The 24,533-nt window shown below is 29.4% G+C and carries 19 protein-coding genes, 2 tRNA genes and 2 rRNA genes; 21 read left to right on the plus strand and 2 right to left on the minus strand.

All coding sequences use genetic code 11. From position 1 onward, the window contains the following. Window positions 1–46 precede the first annotated feature (46 nt). From B5L73_RS01325 to B5L73_RS01345, 5 genes are read left to right on the plus strand one after another with little or no spacing between them, the layout of a single operon-like run. Window positions 47–1,267, plus strand: a complete 1,221-nt coding sequence (locus tag B5L73_RS01325; protein WP_085147032.1) for an aspartate kinase — start codon at window positions 47–49, stop codon at window positions 1,265–1,267. Continuing rightward, window positions 1,264–2,364: a flavodoxin-dependent (E)-4-hydroxy-3-methylbut-2-enyl-diphosphate synthase gene (ispG, locus tag B5L73_RS01330; protein ID WP_085147033.1), complete on the plus strand. Its 1,101-nt coding sequence runs from the start codon at window positions 1,264–1,266 to the stop codon at window positions 2,362–2,364. Before B5L73_RS01325 ends, ispG begins: the two co-directional genes overlap by 4 nt. Then, window positions 2,361–3,434 carry a peptide chain release factor 1 gene (gene prfA, locus B5L73_RS01335; protein WP_085147034.1) on the plus strand — a complete coding sequence of 358 codons (1,074 nt, stop codon included), beginning with the start codon at window positions 2,361–2,363 and terminating at the stop codon, window positions 3,432–3,434. The genes ispG and prfA overlap by 4 nt, the downstream gene beginning before the upstream one ends. Beyond that, entirely contained in the window at window positions 3,434–4,276 is an 843-nt protein-coding gene (gene prmC / locus B5L73_RS01340; protein ID WP_085147035.1) for a peptide chain release factor N(5)-glutamine methyltransferase, read from the plus strand. Before prfA ends, prmC begins: the two co-directional genes overlap by 1 nt. A gap of 5 nt (window positions 4,277–4,281) precedes the next feature. After that, entirely contained in the window at window positions 4,282–4,683 is a 402-nt protein-coding gene (locus B5L73_RS01345; RefSeq protein ID WP_085147036.1) for a DUF4167 domain-containing protein, read from the plus strand. 16 nt (window positions 4,684–4,699) lie between these two features. On the opposite strand, the gene B5L73_RS01350 is transcribed toward B5L73_RS01345, so the two are convergent. Beyond that, a complete protein-coding gene (locus tag B5L73_RS01350; protein ID WP_085147037.1) occupies window positions 4,700–5,992 on the minus strand; it encodes a M23 family metallopeptidase in 1,293 nt (430 codons plus the stop codon). A gap of 335 nt (window positions 5,993–6,327) precedes the next feature. Here B5L73_RS01350 and B5L73_RS01355 point away from each other — a divergent pair. The 11 genes from B5L73_RS01355 (at window position 6,328) to B5L73_RS01405 (ending at window position 18,221) form a co-directional block, all read left to right on the plus strand. Then, window positions 6,328–7,802, plus strand: a 16S ribosomal RNA gene (locus tag B5L73_RS01355). A gap of 100 nt (window positions 7,803–7,902) precedes the next feature. After that, a tRNA-Ile gene (locus B5L73_RS01360) sits at window positions 7,903–7,979 on the plus strand. A 16-nt stretch (window positions 7,980–7,995) separates the two neighbouring features. After that, window positions 7,996–8,071 (plus strand) — tRNA-Ala (locus B5L73_RS01365). A gap of 128 nt (window positions 8,072–8,199) precedes the next feature. Continuing rightward, a 23S ribosomal RNA gene (locus B5L73_RS01370) occupies window positions 8,200–10,952 on the plus strand. The 16S and 23S rRNA genes sit together here with 2 tRNA genes alongside, the layout of an rRNA operon. 221 nt (window positions 10,953–11,173) lie before the next feature. Continuing rightward, the gene (locus B5L73_RS01375; protein WP_085147038.1) at window positions 11,174–12,892 is read left to right on the plus strand and encodes a carbamoyltransferase family protein; all 1,719 of its coding nucleotides are present in this window, start codon (window positions 11,174–11,176) and stop codon (window positions 12,890–12,892) included. After that, window positions 12,889–13,122: a hypothetical protein gene (locus tag B5L73_RS01380; protein WP_157101065.1), complete on the plus strand. Its 234-nt coding sequence runs from the start codon at window positions 12,889–12,891 to the stop codon at window positions 13,120–13,122. The genes B5L73_RS01375 and B5L73_RS01380 overlap by 4 nt, the downstream gene beginning before the upstream one ends. Next, window positions 13,115–14,050: a 3-oxoacyl-ACP synthase III family protein gene (locus tag B5L73_RS01385; protein ID WP_085147042.1), complete on the plus strand. Its 936-nt coding sequence runs from the start codon at window positions 13,115–13,117 to the stop codon at window positions 14,048–14,050. The genes B5L73_RS01380 and B5L73_RS01385 overlap by 8 nt, the downstream gene beginning before the upstream one ends. Further along, complete coding sequence (locus B5L73_RS01390; protein WP_085147044.1) at window positions 14,047–15,267, plus strand: MaoC/PaaZ C-terminal domain-containing protein; 1,221 nt, start codon at window positions 14,047–14,049, stop codon at window positions 15,265–15,267. The genes B5L73_RS01385 and B5L73_RS01390 overlap by 4 nt, the downstream gene beginning before the upstream one ends. Next, window positions 15,267–15,551 carry a hypothetical protein gene (locus B5L73_RS01395; RefSeq protein ID WP_085147046.1) on the plus strand — a complete coding sequence of 95 codons (285 nt, stop codon included), beginning with the start codon at window positions 15,267–15,269 and terminating at the stop codon, window positions 15,549–15,551. The genes B5L73_RS01390 and B5L73_RS01395 overlap by 1 nt, the downstream gene beginning before the upstream one ends. Continuing rightward, the gene (locus tag B5L73_RS01400) at window positions 15,544–17,211 is read left to right on the plus strand and encodes an HAD-IIIC family phosphatase (RefSeq protein WP_157101066.1); all 1,668 of its coding nucleotides are present in this window, start codon (window positions 15,544–15,546) and stop codon (window positions 17,209–17,211) included. Before B5L73_RS01395 ends, B5L73_RS01400 begins: the two co-directional genes overlap by 8 nt. After that, complete coding sequence (locus tag B5L73_RS01405; RefSeq protein WP_085147050.1) at window positions 17,211–18,221, plus strand: hypothetical protein; 1,011 nt, start codon at window positions 17,211–17,213, stop codon at window positions 18,219–18,221. The genes B5L73_RS01400 and B5L73_RS01405 overlap by 1 nt, the downstream gene beginning before the upstream one ends. Here the strand turns inward: B5L73_RS01405 and B5L73_RS01410 are convergent. After that, window positions 18,211–19,434 (minus strand): hypothetical protein, encoded by a 1,224-nt coding sequence (locus tag B5L73_RS01410; protein WP_085147052.1) that lies wholly within the window; start codon window positions 19,432–19,434, stop codon window positions 18,211–18,213. The two genes, B5L73_RS01405 and B5L73_RS01410, sit on opposite strands and share 11 nt — an antisense overlap. 91 nt (window positions 19,435–19,525) lie before the next feature. Between B5L73_RS01410 and B5L73_RS01415 the strand changes: the two genes are divergently transcribed. The 5 genes from B5L73_RS01415 to B5L73_RS01435 are packed head-to-tail and all read left to right on the plus strand — an operon-like array spanning window position 19,526 to window position 24,507. Further along, the gene (locus B5L73_RS01415; protein WP_085147054.1) at window positions 19,526–20,332 is read left to right on the plus strand and encodes a cytidylyltransferase domain-containing protein; all 807 of its coding nucleotides are present in this window, start codon (window positions 19,526–19,528) and stop codon (window positions 20,330–20,332) included. Beyond that, a complete protein-coding gene (locus tag B5L73_RS01420; RefSeq protein WP_085147055.1) occupies window positions 20,325–21,656 on the plus strand; it encodes an aminotransferase class III-fold pyridoxal phosphate-dependent enzyme in 1,332 nt (443 codons plus the stop codon). The genes B5L73_RS01415 and B5L73_RS01420 overlap by 8 nt, the downstream gene beginning before the upstream one ends. A 3-nt stretch (window positions 21,657–21,659) precedes the next feature. Next, window positions 21,660–22,433, plus strand: a complete 774-nt coding sequence (locus B5L73_RS01425; RefSeq protein ID WP_085147057.1) for an SDR family oxidoreductase — start codon at window positions 21,660–21,662, stop codon at window positions 22,431–22,433. After that, entirely contained in the window at window positions 22,430–23,593 is a 1,164-nt protein-coding gene (locus B5L73_RS01430; protein ID WP_085147059.1) for a radical SAM/SPASM domain-containing protein, read from the plus strand. The genes B5L73_RS01425 and B5L73_RS01430 overlap by 4 nt, the downstream gene beginning before the upstream one ends. Continuing rightward, window positions 23,593–24,507 carry a Gfo/Idh/MocA family oxidoreductase gene (locus tag B5L73_RS01435; RefSeq protein ID WP_085147061.1) on the plus strand — a complete coding sequence of 305 codons (915 nt, stop codon included), beginning with the start codon at window positions 23,593–23,595 and terminating at the stop codon, window positions 24,505–24,507. Before B5L73_RS01430 ends, B5L73_RS01435 begins: the two co-directional genes overlap by 1 nt. The last annotated feature ends 26 nt before the right edge of the window (window positions 24,508–24,533 follow it).

A 24,533-nucleotide genomic window follows, 5' to 3' on the forward strand; every position in this document is an offset into this window, starting at 1 on the left:
ACATGTATTTATTCAATATTTTTTAAACTTAAAAGATTATTTTATCATGAAAATTGTCGTATTAAAATTTGGAGGTACATCAGTTGGCACTATAAAAAAAATAAAAAGAGTTGCTAAAATAATTATTGATTACAAAAAGAAAAACTACAAGGTTATTGTGGTTTCCTCAGCTATGAGTGGTGTGACAAATGAGTTAATAAAAAAATCATTTGAGATAAGTAATGGTTTTTCCGAGTCAGAACATGATGTTTTGGTTTCTTCGGGTGAACAAGTAGCCTGTTCTTTAATAGCCGGACGATTAATCCATGATGGGTATGAGTCCAGATCTTGGCTATCTTGGCAAATTCCAATTTTGACTAAAGGAAAATATAAAAACTCAAGGATTAATCAAATCAATAAAGGAAATATTATAAAATATTTAAAAAAAGGTGGTATACCGGTGGTCACTGGCTTTCAGGGACTAAATGATGAAAATAGAATTACGACTATAGGAAGAGGTGGATCTGACGCAAGTGCAATTATGCTTGCTAAGTTTTTTAAAGCAGAGAGGTGTATAATCTATACAGATGTAGAAGGAGTATATACAACTGATCCTAATAAATTGAAAAATGCAAAAAAAATTAAAACAATCTCATATGAAGAAATGTTGGAGATGGCATCACTTGGCGCGAAAGTTATGCAGCCAGTTTCTATACAAGATGCCAGATTAAATAGAATTGATATCGAGGTAAGATCATCTTTTTCCAAAAAATCAGGTACATTAATTACTAAAAGGTCTAATATTATAAATAATAAAATTGTTACTGGAATATCTTCAACTCAAAATGACTCAAAAGTCTCCCTTATAGGTGTGAGGGATAAACCTGGAGTTGCTGCGGCTATTTTTAAACCACTATCTAAAAATTTGATAAATGTTGATATGGTTGTGCAAAATATTTCTGCTAATGGAAAAGAAACAGATTTAACATTTACAATTAAAACAGATGACTTAAATAAAACAAAAAAGATTATTCAACAAAACAAAACTATTAATTATAGAAAATTACTTTTTGAAAAAGGTGTTTCTAAAATTTCAGTAATTGGGGTTGGTATGATAACAACACCTGGTGTTACATTTAGAATGTTTCAATCATTGGCAAATGAAAAAATAAACATCAAAGTAATCTCAACATCCGAAATTAAAATTTCAGTTTTAATTGATAAAAAGAATACACAAAAAGCTTTGATTGCGCTTCATAAAGAATTTAAATTAGACAAAAAAAAATGAGTATTAGACCCTTTAGAGACATAAAAAGAAGAAAAACTAGAGAGATTAATGTTGGGAAAGTAAAAGTTGGAGGAGAGAGTCCTATATCAGTTCAATCAATGACCAATACTCTTACAACAGATATAAAAGCTACAATTAAGCAAATTAATGAAATAAGCTCAGAGGGAGCTGATATAGTAAGAGTTTCTTGTCCTGATGAACCGTCATCAAAAGCATTAAAAGAAATAATCAAGCATGTTGATGTACCTATAGTTGCTGATATTCATTTCCATTATAAAAGAGCAATCGAAGCTGCTGAAGGCGGTGCTAGCTGTTTAAGAATAAATCCTGGAAATATTGGAAGTAAAGATAAAATTAAAGAAGTTGTTAAAGCTGCAGTTGATCATAATTGCTCGATAAGAGTTGGTGTTAATGCTGGATCTTTAGAAAAAGATATATTAGAAAAATATAGAGAACCTTGTCCAGAAGCATTAGTTGAGAGTGCTATAAGAAATATTAAAATACTCGAGGACGAAAATTTTCAAAATTTAAAGATAAGTGTAAAGTCATCAGATGTTTTTTTATCAATTGAAGCGTACAGACAATTATCAAAAACAACAGATTATCCGCTACATTTAGGGATTACAGAGGCAGGAGGCTTTATACCAGGAAGTGTAAAATCCTCGATTGGCCTAGGAACATTGCTTCTAGAAGGTATTGGTGACACTATTAGAATTTCTTTGTCAGATAATCCCGTCGAGGAAGTCAAAATTGGAAATGAAATACTAAAATCCCTGAATTTAAGGGAGAGGGGAGTTAAAATAATTTCCTGCCCTTCATGTGCAAGACAAGGCTTTGAAGTTATTGAAACTGTGAAAATTTTGGAAAAAAAACTTTCTCATATAAAAACTCCAATTACTTTATCTGTAATTGGTTGTGTAGTTAATGGTCCTGGAGAAGCAGCTTTAACAGATGTAGGAATAACTGGAGGTAAAAAAGGAAATAATATGCTCTATTTATCTGGAGTGCAGTCCAAAAAAATTTCTACAAGCGATATGATAGATAAGGTAGTGAGCGAGGTTGAAAAAAAAGCATCTGAAATAAAGAATTCGAAATGATACCATTAAAAACAGTTAACGATTTAATTAATAAACATACATTATTAGAAAAAGAATTATCCTCTGCAGAAATTGACAAAAACTCATTTGCTGAAAAATCTAAAGAATACGCGGAGCTAAATGAAATTATTAAAATTGCTAAATTTTATATCTCTTTTGAAAAAAATAAAAAAGAAATTCAAGCAATTTTAGAGGACAAAAATTCAGATACAGAAATGATCAAAATGGCTGAAACAGAATTGATTGATCTAGAAACTCAAAAAGAAAAAAATGAAAAAAGATTAAAATTATTTCTATTGCCTAAGGATGAAGCAGATAAAAAAAATGCAATTATTGAAATTAGGGCAGGAACAGGTGGCTTAGAAGCTAGCTTGTTTGCTTCAGATCTTTTTAAGATGTATGAAAAAGTAAGTAACAAAAAAAAATGGAGCCTTGAATTAATTTCAATTTCTAGAAGCGAGGCCGGTGGTTTAAAAGAAGTAATTGCATCTATAAAAGGAAATAATATTTATTCTACTTTGAAATATGAGAGTGGAGTTCATAGAGTACAAAGAGTACCAGATACTGAAACACAGGGTAGAGTTCATACATCTGCTGCGACAGTTGCAGTTTTACCAGAGGCTGAAGAGGTTGATTTAAAGATTAATGAAAGTGATCTTAGAATTGATGTCTTTAGAGCTGGAGGTCCAGGAGGGCAATCAGTAAACACTACTGATAGCGCTGTTAGAATTACTCATATTCCAACAGGAATATCTGTTTCTCAACAAGATGAAAAATCTCAACATAAGAACAAAGCTAAAGGGATGAAAATTTTAAGATCTAGATTGTATGAACTTGAAAGGTCTAGAATTGAAAATGAAAGATCCAAAGACAGGAAAAGTAAAATAGGCTCAGGTGATAGGTCAGAAAGAATAAGAACTTACAATTTTCCCCAAGGAAGGGTTACTGATCATAGAATAAATTTAACACTTCATAAGCTTGAAGAATTTTTAGAAGGTGAAGTATTCGATGAAATGATTGAGGCATTAACCCTTCAAGCACAAGAAGAAAGTTTAAATACTCTAAACTAATGAATATTGAAGTTGCAATTAAAGAAGCTAGCAAAGAATTGAAAAATAATCGAATAGAATCAGCTTTATTAGACAGTGAACTATTACTTTCTTCTGTAATTAAAAAAGACAGAAAGTTTATTTTATTAAATCTTGATAAAGAACTTGATCAAAATGATCACGATAACTTTAAAGATTTAATTTTAAAACGATCTAGAGGAAAACCACTAGCATACTTAACTGGTACCAAGTCCTTTTGGAAGGATAATTTTAAAGTAAATGAAAAAGTTTTAATTCCTAGACCAGATACAGAAATAATAATAGAACAAGTTTTAAAAATTTACAAAAATAAGGACTATATTAATTTTTTGGAGGTTGGAGTTGGTTCAGGATGTATAGCTCTTTCAATCTTAAAAGAAAAAAAGTCTTTTTTTGGAACTGGTATAGATTTAAGTCAAGATTGTATTGAAATTTGTAAATATAATGCAAAAAAACTTGGTGTTAATAATAGAATAAAATTACTTAAATCAGATGTTGACAATTTAATTTTTCGCAAATATGATTTAATTATTTCTAATCCTCCTTACATTAAAAAGTTTGATTTGAATAAATTAGATAGGGAAGTGATTGATTATGAGCCAAAAATGGCTTTAGATGGTGGTTTAGAAGGCTTATCAGTTATCAGAATGGTAATAAAAAAATCATCTGAGTTAATTAAAACACATGGCAGACTAGTTTTGGAAATTGGACATGATCAAAAAGAATTAGTAAAAAAAATGTTAAAGGATAATAATTTTTACGTCAATAGAACTTTAAAAGATCTAGCCAAAAATGATCGATGTATAATTAGTACAAAAAAATAAATTTTATGGTTACATTCAGAAATAATAATAATATCAGAAGAAACAATTTTAGAAGAAACGATAGAGGTTTTAAATCTAATACAGATAGACCTAAATATGGTTCTAATTTTTCAAAAAATGAAAATTTTCAGAGAAAATCCCCAGGCAGAAACAATCATAATGCATCAAAATTAATTGAAAAATATAGTAATCTTGCAAGAGAAGCTCTATCTAGTGGAGATAAGATTTTATCAGAGAACTATTTTCAACATGCTGATCATTTTACTAGAATTTTAAATGATCAAGATGCTCAAAGAAAACTAAATTCAATAAGTAATGATCAATCTGAATCTAAACAAAATATAGTTGAAGTGAATAAAGAACAAAAAGATACTGACGAAAAAAAAACCTTAACTCCAATTAAATAAAAATTTATCTAAAAAATCAATTAAGACCAACAATTTTTTCAGACTTTAATACATTTAACTTAATCTTTTGAGTTTCAAATATTTTTCTTTGTTCTCCTTTAAGAATTTTTCCAGAAGGAAGCTTTAAGGTTTGAGAATTAACTCTTTTGCCATTAATTAGAACTTCATAGTGCAAATGTGGTCCTGTAGATTTTCCTGTCGATCCAACATATCCAATTGTTTGCCCTTGTTTAACTCTAACACCACTCCTAATTCCTTTAGCGAATTTTGACATATGAGCATATATTGTTTGATAGGTTGAATTATGTTTTATAACTACACAATTTCCGCCTCCACCGCACCAACCTGCCTTTTTAACAACTCCTGATCCAGATGCCATTATTGGTGTTCCTGTTGGAGCAGCAAAGTCAGTACCTTTATGCATTTTATTAAATCCATCAATTGGATGTTTTCTCATTCCAAAGGGAGAGGAAAGTCTTGCCCCGTTAATCGGGGTTTTCATTAGAGCTTTTTCAACACTCTTACCATTCCTATCATAATGCCCAGCATTTTTTTCCTCATCAAAATAAAAAAGTGAATTATCTTCACCGCTTAAAATCAAATTTGCAAATAAAATGTTTCCTGTTTCAATTAATTTTTTGTTTTCATCAACATAAGCCTCATACATAATCTGAAATTTATCTCTTTTTCTAATATCCCTTTGAAAATCAACTTGAAAACCATAAATTCTAGCAAACTCAATTATTATATTTGGTGGTACTTTCTGACTCCTCGCTGATCTATAAAGGCTGTTAAGAATTGAGCTTTCATTATAAATTACTTTTTTTTCTAATTTCGTCAAAACAATTTCTTGTTTAAAATTTTTTTTACTTGTGTCTTGGGTCAGAATAATTCTCTCTTTATTAGATATTTGGAATATAAATTCCTGTATTGAGTTATCAGTTTGATCAATAATAAAATGTATCTTTTGATTAGTATTCAATCTGTTCACATTAAACTTGTTATTGATTTTTTCTTTGATAATAGAAATTTCATCTTTATTTAAAGAATAATATTCAAGAATCTCCATAAAAGTTTCTCCTTCTCTAACCTTATGGGAGATTTTTTTAAATCTTGGTTCAAATTTTTCAAAAAAATGATTTACTGTTTTCTTAAAGTAAAAGTTTTCAATAATTTTTTTATAACTATTGTTAATTCTGTTTTTTGTTTGATTATGGTAGATTGTAAAAATACTTGTTAAAATAATTAATATTATTAAGGCTAGAATTTCGTTTTTTACTTTTAATTTTATATTGAACTTTTTGATCATTGAAAGTTTTTGAATTATCAATTATTAGTTTAACCATGAAAGAAAATCAAAAAAAACCCCTAAAATTAAGGCTTTTTTATCCAATTTTTAATCATAATTGCTTGCTTTCCTATCATTTTAGCCTATAAGCACTGAACTTCCTCAAATAAATTATTGTTAATACAATAAATTATTATGGATCATTGAGCCTTTTTGCTCAATTAGCTATTTTAAAAGTGAAAATTTAAGAAGAGAAGTGTGGACGGTTAAGGTTACCAAAAATTTGTCGTACACACTTCAACATCATATAAATTTTATTCTTAGAATTTATATGGAAGCTAGTGTGCGCCGTTTTTAAACTTGAGAGTTTGATCATGGCTCAGAACGTACGCTGGCGGCACGCCTAACACATGCAAGTCGAACGAAGTAGCAATACTTAGTGGCAGACGGGTGAGTAACATGTAGGTATCTACCCTATGGCCTGGAATAACACGAGGAAACTTGTGCTAATACTGGATAAGTCTTTACGGAGAAAGCTTTATGCACCATTGGATGAGCCTGCACTTGATTAGTTTGTTGGTGGGGTAATGGCCTACCAAGACTTTGATCAATAGCTGATTTGAGAGGATGATCAGCCACATTGGGACTGAGACACGGCCCAAACTCCTACGGGAGGCAGCAGTGGGGAATCTTGCACAATGGAGGAAACTCTGATGCAGCGATGCCGCGTGAGTGAAGAAGGCCTTTGGGTTGTAAAGCTCTTTCGTCGGGGAAGAAAATGACTGTACCCGAATAAGAAGGTCCGGCTAACTTCGTGCCAGCAGCCGCGGTAATACGAAGGGACCTAGCGTAGTTCGGAATTACTGGGCTTAAAGAGTTCGTAGGTGGTTGAAAAAGTTGGTGGTGAAATCCCAGAGCTTAACTCTGGAACTGCCATCAAAACTTTTCAGCTAGAGTATGATAGAGGAAAGCAGAATTTCTAGTGTAGAGGTGAAATTCGTAGATATTAGAAAGAATACCAATTGCGAAGGCAGCTTTCTGGATCATTACTGACACTGAGGAACGAAAGCATGGGTAGCGAAGAGGATTAGATACCCTCGTAGTCCATGCCGTAAACGATGTGTGTTAGACGTTGGAAATTTATTTTCAGTGTCGCAGTGAAAGCGATAAACACACCGCCTGGGGAGTACGACCGCAAGGTTAAAACTCAAATGAATTGACGGGGACCCGCACAAGTAGTGGAGCATGTGGTTTAATTCGAAGATACGCGCAGAACCTTACCAACACTTGACATGTTCGTCGCGACTTTAAGAGATTAAAGTTTTCGGTTCGGCCGGACGAAACACAGGTGCTGCATGGCTGTCGTCAGCTCGTGTCGTGAGATGTTGGGTTAAGTCCCGCAACGAGCGCAACCCTCACTTTTAGTTGCCATCATTAAGTTGGGCACTCTGAAAGAACTGCCAGTGATAAGCTGGAGGAAGGTGGGGATGACGTCAAGTCCTCATGGCCCTTACGTGTTGGGCTACACACGTGCTACAATGGTATATACAACAGGAAGCAAAACGGCGACGTTAAGCAAATCCTCAAAAGATACCTCAGTTCGGATTGCACTCTGCAACTCGAGTGCATGAAGCTGGAATTACTAGTAATCGTGGATCAGCGTGCCACGGTGAATGCGTTCCCGGGTCTTGTACACACCGCCCGTCACACCATGGGAGTTGGTTCTACCTTAAGGCAAGGTTTCAAACCCTTGACCACGGTATAGTCAGCGACTGGGGTGAAGTCGTAACAAGGTAGCCGTAGGGGAACCTGCGGCTGGATTACCTCCTTTCTAAGGATGAATAAAAGTAAAATTTTATTCTAAAAAATAAACAGGTTAATGTTGACCGTCCTCATTTCTCTTCTTAAGATTTAGTGTTTCTCTTGAATGGGGGCCGGTAGCTCAGTTGGTTAGAGCACACCCTTGATAAGGGTGGGGTCGAAAGTTCGAGTCTTTCTCGGCCCACCAATCTATAAAATATAATGGGGGATTAGCTCAGCTGGGAGAGCGCCTGATTTGCATTCAGGAGGTCAGCGGTTCGATCCCGCTATCCTCCACCAAAACACTTAGTTATCTAAAATTGTAAATAAAATAATTAATATCAATATCTATATCCGAACATTAGAAATGTTATTAGCTAATGTTCAAATAAAAATTTGATTCAACACAGAATTTTTTTCTGTGCATAAATCAAGCGTTTAAGGGCGTGTGGCGGATGCCTTGGCACTGAAAGCCGATGAAGGACGTGATATACTGCGATAAGTTTCGGGGAGCTGTATGTAAGTTTTGATCCGAAAATTTCCGAATGGGGAAACCCACCACTTTATGTGGAACTTTAAACTAAATACATAGGTTTAAAGAGATAACCTGGAGAACTGAAACATCTAAGTAACCAGAGGAAAAGAAATCAATTGAGATTCCGTTAGTAGTGGCGAGCGAAAACGGAACAGGCCAGTAGTTTTGTTAAAAAAATTTGAATAGTTTGGAAATGCTAACCATAGAGGGTGATAGTCCCGTATGAGTAATGTTTGACAAAATTCTTGAGTAAAGCGGGACACGTGAAATCCTGCTCGAACATAGGGGGACCACCCTCTAAGCCTAAATACTCTTCAGTGACCGATAGTGAACTAGTACCGTGAGGGAAAGGTGAAAAGAACCCCTATTAGGGGAGTGAAATAGAACCTGAAACCGCATGCCTACAATCAGTCGAAGCTCTTTTTAGAGTGACGGCGTACCTTTTGTATAATGGGTCAGTGACTTAATTTATTAAGCAAGCTTAAGCCATCTAGGTGTAGGCGCAGCGAAAGCAAGTCTTAATAGGGCGATCAGTTTAATGAATTAGACCCGAAAACGAATGAGCTTACCATGAGCAGGTTGAAAGCAAGGTAACACTTGCCGGAGGACCGAACCAGTTGACGTTGAAAAGTCTTTGGATGACTTGTGGTAAGGGGTGAAAGGCCAACCAAATTCGTAGATAGCTGGTTTTCCGCGAAAACTATTTAGGTAGTGCGTTGAGTAAATAGATGTTTAGAGGTAGAGCACTAAATGGGCTAGGGGGAAGAGATTCTTACCAAACCTAATAAAACTCCGAATGCTAAACATTGTTCCTCAGCAGACAGACTGTGGGTGCTAAGGTCCATGGTCGAGAGGGAAAGAGCCCAGACCACCAGATAAGGTCCCAAAATTATGATTAAGTGTGAAAGGATGTGGAAATTCCTTAACAGCCGGGAGGTTGGCTTAGAAGCAGCCATCCTTTAAAGATAGCGTAACAGCTCACCGGTCTAATAGAGTTTCTGCGCCGAAGATGTAACGGGGCTAAAATCATATACCGAATCTGTGGATTTATAATTTTTTCGAAAATTATAACTGGTAGCGGAACGTTCTGTAAGCCTGTGAAGGGATACTCGTGAGAGATCCTGGAGGTATCAGAAGTGCGAATGCTGACATAAGTAACGATAAAAGAAGTGAAAAACTTCTTCGCCGAAAATCCAAGGGTTTCTGCGCAAGGTTAATCCGCGCAGAGTTAGTCGGCACCTAAGGCGAGGGCGAAAGCCGTAGTCGATGGAAACAAGGTTAATATTCCTTGACCAGATGGTAGTGACGGATCTTGTAAGTTGTGAATTCTTAATGGATTGAATTTGCTGCGAAAAGGTTCCAAGAAATAGCTCCATCATTAGACCGTACCCTAAACCGACACAGGTGGATTAATAGAGTATATTTAGGCGCTTGAGAGAATGATGTTGAAGGAACTCGGCAAAATGCTTCCGTAACTTCGGAATAAGGAAGACCTTTATTTAGGCAACTATTTAAGGGTGGCACAAGCCAGGGAGAAGCGACTGTTTATCAAAAACACAGGGCTCTGCTAACACGTAAGTGGATGTATAGGGTCTGACGCCTGCCCGGTGCTGGAAGGTTAATGCGATGGGTGCAAGCTCATTTCTGAAGCCCCAGTAAACGGCGGCCGTAACTATAACGGTCCTAAGGTAGCGAAATTCCTTGTCGGGTAAGTTCCGACCTGCATGAATGGCGTAACGATTTCTCCGCTGTCTCCAACATCAACTCAGTGAAATTGAATTCTCCGTGAAGATGCGGAGTTCGCGTAGTTAGACGGAAAGACCCCGTGCACCTTTACTGCAACTTTACATTGGTGTTAGGAAAAACATATTTAGCATAGGAGGGAGACATTGAAGCAAGGGCGTCAGCTTTTGTGGAGTCACCAGTGAAATACCTCTTTTGTTTTTCTTGATATCTAACTGATAGCCGTTATCCGGCATCAAGACATTGTATGGTGGGTAGTTTGACTGGGGCGGTCGCCTCCCAAATAGTAACGGAGGCGTGCGAAGGTAAGCTCAGAACGGTCAGAAATCGTTCGTAGAGTGCAATGGCATAAGCTTGCCTGACTGTGAGACTGACAAGTCGAGCAGAGACGAAAGTCGGTCATAGTGATCCGGTGGTTCTGAGTGGAAGGGCCATCGCTCAACGGATAAAAGGTACGCCGGGGATAACAGGCTGATACTGCCCAAGAGCTCATATCGACGGCAGTGTTTGGCACCTCGATGTCGGCTCATCACATCCTGGGGCTGGAGCAGGTCCCAAGGGTTTGGCTGTTCGCCAATTAAAGTGGTACGTGAGCTGGGTTCAGAACGTCGTGAGACAGTTCGGTCCCTATCTGCTATGCGTGTAGAAGAATTGAGAGGAGTTGACCCTAGTACGAGAGGACCGGGTTGAACATACCACTGGTGGACCGGTTGTAGCGCCAGCTGCAGTGCCGGGTAGCTAAGTATGGACGAGATAACTGCTGAAAGCATCTAAGCGGGAAACTCACCTCAAAACTAGTTCTTCCTATAGAGCCGTGGTAGACCACCACGTTGATAGGCTGGATGTGGAAGCGCAGTAATGCGTGCAGCTGACCAGTACTAATAGCTCAATTGGCTTGATTTATGCACTGAAAAAAATTTCAAAAAAATATTGTTATTAATTAAAACTATTTCAGATCGAATTTATCTTGTTATACTTTCGGTCAAGTTTTTGGATATCAACTCCAATTTTTTCAAAATTATCATTTAATCTCCTTTATATTAATATTAAAAAATTCTATTTATCTCTTATTTAAAAAGCCATATGAAAGATTGATTTAATAATTTATATAGAAACATCAAATTATGAAAATTTTAGGTATAAATATTGCTAGCCACGATACATCAGCTGCCTTAATTGAAGATGGTAAATTAATTTGTGCCTTTGAGGAAGAGCGTTTTAATAAAGAAAAACATACGAAAGCATTTCCAATCAATGCAATTAACGAGTGTTTAAAAGTCTCAAAAAATAAAATTAATTCAATTGATTGTATTGCGGTATCTACTGATCCAATGAGACAAATAAGAAAATTTTGGTTAGAGGGTGCGTTAAAATATGACTATAGATTAAAAATGATGGTAGAAGAAAAAGATTCCATTCAAAATTTCTATAGCATTGAAAATTCGATTAGAAAAAATTTAAAATATAAAAATAAAATTAAATATTACAGACATCATCTAAACCATCTAGCAAGTTGTTTTTATCCAAGCAATTTTAAAAAAGCTCTTGTAGTGTCCTATGACGGTGTTGGAGAGGGTGAAACAGGTTATTTTTCTGTTGGCTCAAACAAAAAAATTAAACTTATACATACAAAAAACCTGTTCCCCAATTCTCTAGGTTTATTATACGCTGCAGTCACATCGTATTTGGGCTGGAGATATAATTGTGATGAAGGAATTATTATGGGTTTGGCATCTTATGGTAATCCAAATAACAAAATTCCAAAAATTAAAAAAACTTACATTCAAGTATTTAGAGAGATAATTGGTTACAGAAAAAATCTAGATATTCATATTAATACTGATTGGATTACTTTTCATAAAGAGAGAAATACATGGTTAAGCGAAAAATTTATTAAAGTCTTTGGTAAAAAGAGGAAATATGAGAATAAACTTACTCAACATCACAAAGATATAGCTTCAGCTCTGCAATTACGCTTAGAGGAAATTGTTTTACATCAATTAAAGTTTCTAAAAAAAAAGTATAAAACAAAAAAATTATGTTTAGCTGGTGGTGTTGCATTAAATTGTTCAATGAATGGCCAGATAGTAAAATCAAAAATTTTTGATGAGGTATTTGTCCAACCAGCAAGTGGTGACGCTGGCCTAGCTATAGGTGCTGCGATTAATTGTTCATTGGAACATCAACCTAAAAAAAAGCTATCTTTTGAAACTAATTGTTATCTTGGATCAAGATATTCAAATCTTGAAATAAAAAACACGATAAAGAGATTTAGAAATAAGATTAGAATAATAAAAAATAAAAAAGATATATATGATTTTGCATCAAGTGTTTTGGTAAGAAAAAAAATAATTGGATGGTTTCAGGGTGCTGCTGAATTTGGTCCTAGAGCTCTTGGAAATAGAAGTATTTTGGCATCTCCTAATCCGGTACAAATTAAAGATCATATAAACAAAAATGTAAAATTTAGAGAAGATTTCCGACCATTTGCTCCAGCAATACTTCAAGAATTTGCAAATGAATACTTTAATATAGAACAAAAGAGCGAATATATGTTAATTGCATTTGATGTTAAATCAAAAATGAAAAGACATATTTCTGCAACAGTTCATGTTGATAATACATGTAGAGTCCAAACTGTAACTAAAAATTCAAATATTAAATTTTACAATTTACTTAATAAAATGCATCAAAAAACTCAAATTCCAGTACTGCTGAACACTTCGTTTAATATTAAAGGTCAACCAATAGTTAATTCCCCTGAGGATGCAATTATGTGTTTTTTAAAATACAAGATAGATTATCTATTTATTGGAGATTATATTCTTCAAAAAAGAAAATGAAAATAAAAGATGAAGACCAAATCATAAAACAAATAAAAGATTTATTTGAAATTAGTGATAGTAAAAAATTAGACATTAATTCTGATATTACCAAATTAGTTGATTTTGACTCATTAAATAAATTAAAATTAATAGGGTTTATTGATGAAAAAACCAAAAAAAAAATAAAAATTGATAATATTTCTAAGATTAAAAAAATTAAACATGTAATCAAAATCATAAATGATTAATATAGAAAAAATATATTCGTTCATTCCTAAAAATAAAATTTCTCAAAAGTTTATTAAAAAAAAGTTTGGTGACTCAAACTTTAAGAAAATAAAAAACTATACAGGTTTTACAAATTTGAATGTATTGAGAGATAACTTTACAGAGGAAAATTTTTTCTTAAATGCCCTGGAAAAATTTTTTAAAATGGAAAGAATAAATAAAAAAATAGATATGATAATTTTTTCATCGCATACACGAAAAAATGAAATGCCTATTTTTTCAGCCAAAATCCAAGAGAAATTTGAAATAAAAAATAATATTATTTGTTATGATTTGCCAGGAAGTTGTGCTGGCTTTACTAATGGACTTATACATGCAAGTGCATTTTTAACTTCTGGAATTGCCAAAAACGTCCTTTTAATTTGTGCAGATGCACACAGCAAAAAAGCAGAAAAAAACTTAATACCAGTTATTGGTGATGGAATAAGTTGTATTGTGATCACTAAATCTAAAACAACCAGTTTATTTGATTTTGGTGTAGATGGAAGAAATAATGATATTCTCAAAATAGATAAGAAAAAAAATAAATTAATTATGAATGGTTTAAAAGTTTTTGAATTTGCTTTAAATAGGGTACCTGAAACTTATCAGAGGATAATCAAAAGATACAATAATAGAATTGACTATTATTGTTTTCATCAACCTAATAAAACAATTCATGATCAATTGATTAAGAAACTAAGAATAAACTATGAAAAAGTAATCAGTTGTTTTGCACATGGAAACACGAGTGCACCATCTATTCCTATCTCATTAAGCCACTCTTTCTCAAACAAAAATGTTAATAATAAAGTTTTTTTATTTTGTGGTTTTGGAGCAGGTCTTAATTGGTCAACAGTTATTACCACTTTTAAAAAAACTTTTATTTCTAAAATATATAAAATATGAGTAATTTTCTTGAAAAAAAATTCTCCCTAAATAAATGTAAGAATTTTTCAAAATTAAGTGGTGACAAAAATCCACTACATTTAGACAAAAAGTTGTCTAACTATTCCCAATTTCAAAAACCTATAGTTCAAGGAATTCAAGTATTAATGTATATATTTGAAAAATCACTAATTAAAAAAATTACTAAGAATAGCAATTCTATTTCAGTTGTTTTTAAAAATCCAATATTTATTGATGAAAAAATTATTTTCAAAATAAGGAAGGAAAAAAAGAATATAATTGTAATTGCGAAAAATTTATTTCAAGAAAAGATCATTATAACTTTTGAAATTTTAAGTGAGTCTGAAAAAGAAATTTTCAATACAAATACTATAATTAAAAACTTACTTACTTTGACAAAATATGTAGGTAACTTTAGAAATAATTTAAATATAATCTCTACACTGGATATAAAAAAAAATGACAAGAAAAATTATAAAAAAGTAATAAAACTCTCAAAAAATTTTTATAAATTTGAACATGGCTTAAATGACATTTCTTTAAAGTCTTATTTCGTGAGTTTTAAAAAAAAAATTGAGGAGAAATTTGATAAAAAATCTAAAATAAAAATTAACAAAAATTTTTTTGAAAATAAAAAAATCTTAATAATTGGAGGAAGCTCAGGATTAGGTAGAGTTTTAATAAATTATTTTTTATCAAATAAAATTCTAATAGACTTTACTTACAATAAAAATTCGAGAAAATTAGATTTTATAAAAAAAAAATATAAAGTGCCTAATAAAAGAATATTCAAATTAAACAATTTAAATCTCAATTTATACAAAAAAAAGCTCAGCAAATACGATATTTTTTATTTTTTCCCGACATCTAAGATATTTAGTTTTAATGAAAAATTTTTTGATTATAAAAAATTTGATAATTTTAATCTAATTAATATAGATTTCTTATTAAAAATATTTAAATTTATAGGCAATTCTGAAGAAAAAAAATTTTTTTATGTTCCATCATCTAAACTGGCCGGAGAAAATGTTATGAGTTCAGAATATGGTTTAAGTAAAAATTTACAAGAAAAAATTTTAAAAAGAATAAAAAAATTATTCAAGAATATTAAGATCTCAAACCCAAGACTGGATTCTTATTTTACAGAGTCAACTAAAGGACTAATTAATAATAATTCTGATTATGACAAATTTATCAAATCTGCTATAGAATTTTAATGAAAAACAACAAGGTCAAAATATTATCAATTGTTAAAAAAAGTTATGAAAAATTAAGAGGCACTAATCCAAAATTAAAAAAATTTTCCTTAAAATTAAAAATTAAAGGGAATAAATCAAATTTTGATTCAGTTGATGTAGTGAGTTTTTTTTCTATTTTAGATAATGAAATTGAAAAAAATAAGTTAAAAAATCCGGATTTTATGAATGAGAATTTTTTTTTTAAATTAGATGATATAAATCTAGAGACTATTGTTAATAAAATTAAAAAAAATAATGACTAAAAATCAGTCTTTAATTGTATCCGACTTTAATAATGATTATCTGATTAATTATTTACGCTCAAATAAAGAATTAAAAAAAAATTCTTTTGGTTCATTGAATTTTGAAAATTTTCTTTCAAGTATTAATGAATTAAATCAAGTGAAGAAATGTGGTGATATTTTTATAATTACACAAATAAGCAAAGTTTTCGATATAGAAAAAATTCTTTTAAAAAATAATGAATTATTTACAAAAAAAGAGATAAATAAGGTTACTTCGGAAATTGAGAATATAGTTTTGAATTTAAGTTCTAAAATAAAAAAAATTTCATTTTTTTTATGGCCAAGTGATATAAATGACAATTATCTAAATGACCTAAATTTTAAAAAACCTGGGAAAAATTGGCTAGTGAATTTAATTAATTTAGAAACGTCAAAAAAATTAAGTAAATTTCAAAATGTTTCTTTAATAGATCCAAATTTTAAATTATTAAAAAATAATCATAAAATTAATATTTATGATGAAAAAACAAAGTATTTAGTAGGAAATCATTATAGTTTAGATTATTTAGAGTTTTGTGCTGAGGAAATAGCAAATTCAATTCATTCAAAGGAAATTAAAAAAATTAAATTAATAATTTTAGATCTTGATAATACTCTGTGGGGTGGAGAAGCTGGTGAGAGAAATATTAATGAACTAGACTTAGGACCAAATTCGATAAAAGGTACAGTATTTCATAATTTTCAAAAACGTCTTAAAATTTTAAAAAATCTTGGTTATGTTTTGGCTATTTGCTCAAAAAATGATTTTAAAAATGTTAAAAAAGTCTTTAAAGAAAACAAAAACATGATTTTAAGTGTTAAAGATTTTTCTTCAATTAAAGTTAATTGGAAAAATAAAAATGAAAATATTAGAGAAATTTTGTCTGAATTAAACTTAAGAGCAGAAAACACTTTATTTGTTGATGACAATGAGTATGAGCGAAATATTGTGAAATCTGATCTTAAAGAAATAAATATTTTTGATTTCCCAAAGAATATATTGCTGTTGAATAAAAACTTTAACAATTTAAAAAATATATCAAAAAATACTGTTTCAGAAACTGATAAAAAAAGAACAAAACTTTATTTAGATGAGCAAAAAAGAGATAAGCTTAAAAGAAAATATTTTAATCATAAAGATTGGTTATCTAGTTTAAAGATTAATATAAAGATAGAAGAGTTGAAAAATTTTAAAAGGGCAGAAGAAATGTATTTAAGAACAAATCAATTTAACATTTCTCACAAGCCAATATCTTCAGAAATGATAAAAGCTTTAATAAAAAGTAAAGAAAAAATTTTCTATGAGGTATCAATGTCAGATAGGTTTGGAAATTATGGAGTCATTGCTCTAATTGGTATTAGAAACAATATTAATTCTTTTGAGGTTACCGATTTTCTTGAAAGTTGTAGGGTATTTAAAAGAAACGTCGAGGATTATTTAATTAAATATATTTTAAACAATAAACGTTTTAAAAACAAAGACGGTTTAATTTATATAAACAGAAATAAAAAAAATATGTATGTTCAAGACCTATTTGATAAATCAAATTATTTAAAAAAAATAAACAAAAAAACTTATAAAATTTTGAAAGAATATAAGTTTACAGAATTAAATGGCACAAAAGTAAGAATAAATTGATGATTAAGAATAATAAATTTTATTTTAATGAACTTAGAAACGTTGTAATACTTGGAAATTTAGAGTCTTTAGAAGTTATAAAAAAAATTAATGATAGTTTAAAATTAAATACTTTTTTAATAACCTCACCATCTTTTAAAAACAACTCAAAAAATATTAAAATTAAAATTTTCAAAAAATTAAATAATTCATTCTTAAATTACATAAAATCAAATTTTAATATTGAAAAAACTTTGTTTGTAAGTTTTGGTCCAAGATGGATATTCAAAAAAAATATAATAAACAAACTTTTTAAAAAGAATTTAGTGAATTTTCATAGTAGTAGGCTACCAATTGATGCGGGTGGAGGTGGTTTTTCTTGGAGAATAATGAGAAATGACAGATTAGGTAATTGTTTAGTACATTTAGTAGACGAGGGTATTGATACTGGTCCAATATTAAAGAACAATGAGTTTATATTTTCAAATGATTGTAAGACTCCAATGGATTTTGAAAAACAAAATACAAAATATTTTCACGCCTTTTACAAAAGTTTTATAATGGATCTTAAATTAAAGAAAAAAATCCAAATAAAATATCAAAGCCAAAATCTTCGAAGATACAATCCAAGATTAGATACAAAAATAAATGGTTGGATTGATTGGTTTAACTCTTCAAATGAAATTTTTAATTTTATAAATGCTTTTGATGAGCCTTATCCTGGCGCTTCTACTTTTGTTGGAAAAAATAAAGTGCGATTAAAACAAGTTCATTTACATGGAGGGGAGATAAATGGTCATTCATTTTCAACTGGTATTATAATAAGAAAAAATAAAGACTGGATAATTGTATCAACAACGGATAATAATTGCCTGATTATTGAAAAAGTTCTTAATTCAAAGAATCAGAATATTATTAAAACTTTACGAGAAGGCGACAGATTTTTCACCCCAGTAAGCCAGTTAGTTTCATCAAGAAGTAAAAGAGTTTTTTATAACTCAATATCAAAAAAATCATTTATTAAGAAATAAAATATCTTTCTTTTAAGACTCTAATTACCTTTAAATACCCAGGTTCATCTGTATCTGGTTTAACATTTCTTTTAATATAAGATTTATAATTATCTAAATTGTTATTTAAAATAGTGTCTATAGATTTAATATCATCAATGCTTAAATTATCACTTATATTAAACTGCAAAATACCTAATTCATTTTTGTATCTATCACTTCCTTCTTTAATGGATTTATCTAAAAAATTTGAATAAATAGTTATAATTTTTTTTTTCAGAATTACAGCATCTATAATTGCACTTGATTCAAAAAAAATTACTAAAGCAGATTTTAATATATTTTCTCTTGTTTTATGTTGTATAATTTCAAAGTCTTTAAATATTTCTTTTTTCTCAAATAAGTCATCTCTTGGGTGCAAACATATCTTTACCTTTTTTTTGAACATATTTTCTATTTTTTTTAAAAATTTTATTAATTCAATATAATGGTTTTTATAATCTTGAATTGGTAGATTTCCTCTAAGAGCTTTATTTTCAACATTGTTAATAATAAAATCTAAAAAAGTGATATTTTCCTCTGATGATCTTCCAATCTCTTCAAGTGTCATATCATATGATTTGCTATTCACTAGAATATATTCTTTTACATATGCAAACTTAAAATAATCTAATATTTTTCTAAGTAAATTTTTTTTATTTACTAAAGCGTTGTTACTTGTAAATCTAATATCAATTTTGGGAACAATTCCAAAATTACTTAAAATAGTAATTAATTTATATGAAAAATTTTTATTTAAAAAATATTTTAATCCTCTAAAAACTTTTTTAAATTCTAATTGAGAGTGTTGTAAATTACCAACAAATGAAACCTGGATTTGTTTAATTTTATATTTTGCTAAAAGAATGTGTAAATAAATATCTGAAAAATATTTTCCAAGATTACTTATTGCTATGATTTCTTTAGTGGCCATAAAATTTCTAAATTCAGATTTATTTTTTGGATAAAAATATTCCACATTTTTATTGAAAGAGTAATTTCTTTTATCTTTCTCGGTTATTTCTAATTTTGTTTCGTTACTATGAAAATCTTTAAAAGGTTTAAGATTTTCTAAATTTATCAGATATATTTTTTTAAAATTTTCAGACAATTTCTTAATTAAAAAATAACTAGGAATTATTGATTTATAAAAATCAGTTCCAGTAAAAATCCATGCCAAATATGTTTTTTTCATTATTTTTTTGATTTTATTTAATTATTAATATAACCAATCACAATTATATTTTATTAAAAATTTAAATGTATTCAAATTATAAAATCTAATAATGAATTTTATTTGTATCATACAAGCTAGGATAGCCAGCTCAAGACTACTTGGTAAAATATTGTTACCAGGCTACAATAAACCACTTCTTGAACATTTAGTTGAGAGATTGAAAAAATCAAAAAAAATTAATAAAGTTGTGATTGCAACTTCAACCAATAAAGAAGATGATATTATAAATGAATTCTGTTTATCTAGAAAAATTCCAGTCTTTAGAGGTCATCCAAGTAATTTATTAAAAAGGTATTATGAGTGCGCAAAAGAATTCAAAGCAGATAATATCATCCGTATAACTTCAGACTGCCCTTTAATGGATTATAGATTAATTGATAAGATGATTTTCTCATTTTTAAAAAAAAAAAACCTAGATTATTATAGTAACGTACATCCACCTACATTTCCTGATGGCTTTGATGTTGAAATATTCAGGTTAGAAATTTTAAAAAAAGCTTATCTTAATGCAAAAAAAAAATATGAAAAAGAACACGTTACTCCCTATATTTGGGATAATCCAAATTTATTTAAATTATCTAATTATAGTTTGAAAAAAACTAATTATTACGACAAATATAGACTCACACTGGATTATAAGGAAGATTACTATTTGATTTGGAATATTTTTAAAAATTTATACAAGAAAAATAAATTTTTTAGTTTTGAGGAAATAATTAATTTTTTAAAAAAAAATCCTAAATATGTCGTAAATAAAAATTATATAAAAGTCAATTGGATGGGTTATTATTTCAAAAATTTAAAAACTATTAATAAAAAATATACCAAAAGAGAAAAAAGATTTCTTTATGTTTAGTAGATTAAAAAAAAAACCAAAAAAATTACAAGTATACGCCAAAAAACTTATTCCTGGTTTGTCGCAATTATTTGGAAAAAGACCTGATCTTTACTTACCAGGAGGTGAATGGCCAACTTATTACAATAGAGCAAAAGGAATTGAAGTTTGGGGAATTGATAATAAAAAATATCTTGATTTTACAATGGTTGGAATTGGTACTTCAACTTTGGGTTATTCAGATCCAGATATAAATAAAGCTGCGATCAAATCAATAAACTCAAGTACAATGAACACACTTAATCCGCCAGAGGACGTTGAGCTTGCTGAATTATTAATTAAATTACATCCATGGGCCAATAATGTTAGATATGCTAGAACTGGCGGTGAAACAATGTCAGTAGCTATTAGGTTGGCTAGAGCATATACAAGAAGAGATAAAATATTATTCTGTGGATACCATGGATGGCATGACTGGTATCTTTCAGCAAATCTCAAATCGTCAAAAGCATTAAACCAACATCTGCTAAAAGGGTTGGCACCATTAGGAGTTCCAAAAGGTTTGAGAGGAACTGTTATTCCATTTAAGTTTAATTCATTTGATGAGCTGGAAACAATTGTGAAAAAAAATGCTAAGAGGTGCGCAGCCATAGTGCTTGAACCCTGCAGAGAGACATTGCCTGATATTAAATATTTAAAAAAATTAAGAAAAATCTCAACTAAGTATAAGTGTGTATTAATTTTTGATGAAATTACATCAGGTTGGAGAATAAACTTAGGTGGAGTTCATATGAAATTAGGAGTTTACCCTGATCTAGCTATATTTGGAAAAACAATAGCAAATGGAATACCAATGGGTGCAATAATAGGTAAAAAAAAAATTATGCAATTTGCGGAAAAAACTTTTTTAAGTAGTGCTTTTTGGACTGAAAAAACAGGACCTGCGTGTGCTGTAAAATTTATTAAAAAATATAAAAAGCTTAAATTACATAACTTATTGATCAAGAGAGGAAAACAAATAAAAAGTATTTGGAAAAATGCTGCTAAAAATTCAAATTTGGATATCGAAATTAAGGGAATTGACCCTTTGGCAACTTTTAGATTAAATACAAAAACTGATTGGCCCATTACAATTACTTACTTTATACAAGAAATGTTGAAGAAAAATATCTTAGCATCTGATAGATGCTATGCTAATTATAGACATTCCGACGATAAATTAAGAAAGTATGAAAAAGCTTGTTTTGAAGTTTTTCGAAAAATCTCATATCTTGATGCAAAAAATGAAATTAAGAAACATTTAAAGGGTCCTATTAAAACCATGGATTTTGGCAGATTAAACTAAAAAATGTACAGTCTTAAAAATAAAAATATAATTGTTACTGGATCAGAGGGATTAATTGGAAAAAGTATTGTAAAAAATTTGATTAGAAATAAAGCAAAAGTTTTTTTGATAGATATAAAAAAAACTAATAATGATAAAATAAAAAATTATTATTATTGTGATTTAACAAATAAAGATTTAGTTTCACAGCTTAGTAAAAAAATAATAAAAAAAGCAAAATATATAAACGGATTAATAAATTGTGCTTCAGTCCAAGATAAAATTGAAGATAAAAAGAATTTCCTAAATTCAAAATTTGAAAATCTTTCAATAGAGTCATGGGATCATATGATAAAAGGTAATTTAAACTCCTTATTTATTTGCTCTCAAGTTTTTGGAAAGTATCTAATAAAAAAAAAAAATAGTTTTATAATTAACTTTTCCTCAACTTATGGAATGGTAGCTCCTGACAATTCCATTTATAAAAATAAATTTAATAAGCAAATCTTTTATAAAAATCCCGCTTATCCAGCATCAAAAGGTGCTGTAATCAGTTTTACAAAATATTTGGCGGCTTATTGGGGCAATAAAGGTTTAAGAGTTAATTGTATATCTCCTGGTGGCGTAAAGAATAATCAAGATAAGTTATTTATTAAAAAATATTCTGAAAAAACGATTTTAAAACGAATGGCAAATGTTGATGATATTTCAAATACAGTTAATTTTTTAGCTAGTGATGACTCAAATTATATTACAGGTGCAAATATTGTAGTAGATGGAGGGTGGACTTCTATATGACAGAAAAAAAAATAACAGAGAGTCTTGGAAGTAATAAAATTGAACAGATGTCTATCAACTCTGAGGTAGATATAGATAGAATAGTTTCAATATATAAAAAGAACCTAGATTTTTTTTTAAATAAACATAACATTTCAAATGATAAGTTTGCAGTTGAATTATTTGATGAACTTAAAAATGGAAATATTAAATTTCCGATAAATAAACATATAGAGATATATATTTTGAGGAATAAGAAAAATTTGGTTAAAATTTTTAAATATTTGATTTTTAGGTATAAATTTTATCTAGCAGGTAAAAAGAAAATAAATTTAGGCTATCCGCCATATCTACTTATTGAGCCAGTTTCTAGTTGTAATTTAAGGTGTCCATTTTGTTTCCAAACAGACTTAACTTTTACTAGAAAGCCGTTTATGGGAATAATTGATTTTGAATTCTATAAAAAAATAATTGATGAGGCCGATAAACTAAATGTTGGAGCAATTACTCTGGCAAGCAGAGGGGAGCCAACTTTACACAAAAAATTACCAGACATGATTGAGTATGTTGGAAAGAAAGAAAATATTTTTGAAAAAAAACTTAATACTAACGCAACTTTTTTAACTGAAAATTTGTGTCACAGTATTTTTAAAAATGAGTTTAATCAGCTAGTAGTTTCAGCTGATCATTACGAAAAAGATGAATTCGAAAAGTTGAGAAAAAATGCTAATTTTGAACAAGTAGTTAGCAATGTGGACAGGATGTACAGTATAAGAGAAAAAGATTACCCTAATAGCATAACTGAAATAAGAGTCTCAGGTATAGACTCCTCAAAAAAGTTAGATAGGGAAAAATTTTACAATTTTTGGATAAAAAGAGCAGATCAGGTAAGCGCTGGGTACCCTATGGAAAGATGGGATACATATAATAACAAAATTCATGAAGATATTAATGATCCATGTGAACAATTGTGGGACAGGATGTATATTTGGTTTGATGGAAAAGTTAACCCATGTGATGCCGACTATAAAAGTTATCTAAGTTTTGGTAATGTAAAAGAAAATTCTATTGAAAATATTTGGAATAACAAAATGATAAATGATTTAAGAGAGAGTCATTTGCAAAACAATAGAATAAAAATTGATCCATGTAATAAATGTGGAGCTTGTTTTACAAATTGATGATCGGCGTTATTGGAAAAGGAAGTCAATTTAAAAGAGTAAAAAAATTTTTTATAAAAAAAAAAATTAAATTTTTATTATATAAACCTAATAATAAAGATTATTTTGATAAAGATAAATTCAAAAAGTTACTGAATTGTAATATAATATTTATTCTTTCGCCCAACAAGTCACACTTTCATTATATAAAAAAATTTTATAAAAAAAGATATATATTTTGTGAAAAACCTCCAGTAAGTTCAAAAAAAGAAATTAAAAACTTAAAAAAATTAAGTAACAATAAAATTTTTTTTAATTATAATTTTAGATTTTCAAAAATTTCAGAGATATTATCAAATCCAAAAAAATATAAATTAGGAAATTTTCTATATGGTAATATTATTACAGGTCATGGTTTGGCGTTCAAGGATGAATATAAATATACATGGAGATCAAAAAAGAAATTATCTCCAAAAGGTGTTTTTGAGGTATTATCAATTCATTGGATTGACTTGATAAACTTTTTATTTGTTATAAAAAAAATAGACAAACCTTATTTAACAAAAATTTCAAAAAATGGAACAGCTTATGACAATAGTTATACAAAAATAACATTAAAAAATGATAAAATTGTCAATATATACACGAGTTATAGCTCACCTTTTATTGATGAGAAAATTTTTTTGTTTACTAATGGTACAGTGTATCAAAACGAAGATAAAATTGAGATAAGAGGACCAACATTTAATTTAAATGCAAAAAATCAATTCATCAAACCCAAACTTGTAAAGAAGTTCTTATTAAAGAATGAAAAAGATTATCACATGTCTTTAGAAAAAAGTTTAAGTTATTTCTTCAAAACTATAAGAAATAAAGATACATTCAGTAAAAAGGAAATTGAAACATCTTTAAGCTCAAATCAGTTATTGTTTTAAATAATTTAATATTATATATACCAAAC

The organism is Candidatus Pelagibacter sp. RS39 (assembly GCF_002101315.1).
In the GTDB taxonomy this organism is placed as follows: Bacteria; Pseudomonadota; Alphaproteobacteria; order Pelagibacterales; family Pelagibacteraceae; genus Pelagibacter.